This is a genomic window from Aeromonas sp. 159 (assembly GCF_963862045.1).
GTDB classification, from domain to species: Bacteria; Pseudomonadota; Gammaproteobacteria; order Enterobacterales; family Aeromonadaceae; genus Aeromonas; species Aeromonas veronii.
Genome location: NZ_CAWLMI010000120.1, coordinates 1 through 953 on the forward strand (window position 1 = coordinate 1; position 953 = coordinate 953).

Annotated in this window: 1 protein-coding gene; it reads left to right on the top strand. The window is 60.2% G+C overall.

The annotated features are described in order from the left end of the window. Positions 1-377: 377 nt before the first annotated feature. A partial coding sequence (locus tag AACR14_RS16100; protein WP_019446920.1) for a PAS domain-containing protein occupies positions 378-953 on the top strand: 576 nt, incomplete at its 3' end.

The window sequence follows — 953 nt, forward strand, 5'->3', positions numbered from 1 at the left end:
CGCTTCGCTAATCGAACCTACGTGGCTGGCGATCATATTTTCCGGTACCGCTTTATCCCCTTTCCCTCTGGGAGAGGGTCAGGGTGAGGGGAGCGGGTTGGCACAATATGCTGCACTTGGTCACCCCTCTTGCGCCGCCCGATTATTCCCTCCCCCAAATGACTGAATCGTGAGTTAAATCCGGTAAATGGGGCGCGCTTGAGCCACACTTATGGCCACCCTGATTCAGCCTGCGCCGTGAGTGGCCGATAACCGGGGAAACGGTGGTGCGGTGGGGTTCTGGCTGACAGTTCTGTTGCAATATGCCAAGGTAGCGCCTCACGACAACAGCGCGATTCCCCGTGGTGGCACGGGGCGGAAGAACAAGGATAACTGCTATGGTGCAGGACAGTGACACGATCAGGATCTCGGATGTCAGCGAGGCCGTGGTGCATGGCATTCTGGAGGTGACCAGCGATGGCATCTGGGATTGGCATGCCAATACCGGTTTTGTCTATCGCAACACGGGCTGGTACCGGATGCTGGGTTACGAGCCTCACTCCCTCGGCAATACCGTCTTCACCTGGGAGAACGTGATCCACCCCGACGATCTGGCGGCGGTGATGGCGAAGTTCGATCTCTGTCTGAGCGGTAGCGCCCATGAGTATCGTGCCGAGTACCGTTGTCGCTGCCGCGATGGCAGTTACCTCTGGATTGAGGATTGCGGCCGCATCATTGAGCGCAATCCCGACGGGTCTGTGGCGCGGATGATCGGCGCCCATCGCGATATCCACGCCAGCAAGCTGTTGCTGGAGCAGCTGGAGCGGCGCAATCACTCGCTGGAGCAGCAGGTTGCCGAGCGTACCGCCGAGCTGGTGCGACTCAACGAGGCGCTGCAACAGAAAGCCGAGGAGAACCGTCTGCTGGCAGAGACCGATGCCCTGACCGGCGCCGCCAGCCGCTATCGGCTGGAG